A 279-nucleotide genomic window follows, 5' to 3' on the forward strand; every position below is an offset into this window, starting at 1 on the left:
GTTCCCGATACCCGCGACATCCCGGAGCACGTGGCCATCATCATGGATGGCAACGGCAGATGGGCGACGCGGCGGCTGTTGCCACGCACGGCCGGGCATGCCAAGGGGGTGCAGGCGGTGCGCCGCGTGGTCGAGGCCTGCGGCCGCGCGGGGGTGCGCTACCTGACGCTGTTCGCCTTCAGTTCCGAGAACTGGCGCCGGCCTGCCGAGGAGGTGTCGCTGCTGATGCGCCTGTTCGTGCAGGCGCTGGAGCGCGAAGTCGGCAAGCTGGAAGAGCAG

1 protein-coding gene is annotated in these 279 nt (G+C 69.9%); it reads left to right on the forward strand.

Translation table 11 applies throughout. The features are described from left to right. Positions 1-18: 18 nt before the first annotated feature. A partial coding sequence (gene uppS, locus R0J88_RS19675) for a polyprenyl diphosphate synthase (protein ID WP_410900824.1) occupies positions 19-279 on the forward strand: 261 nt, incomplete at its 3' end.

The sequence above is a fragment of the Pseudoalteromonas sp. SIMBA_162 genome (assembly GCF_046535955.1).
Lineage (GTDB): Bacteria > Pseudomonadota > Gammaproteobacteria > Enterobacterales > Alteromonadaceae > Pseudoalteromonas > Pseudoalteromonas marina.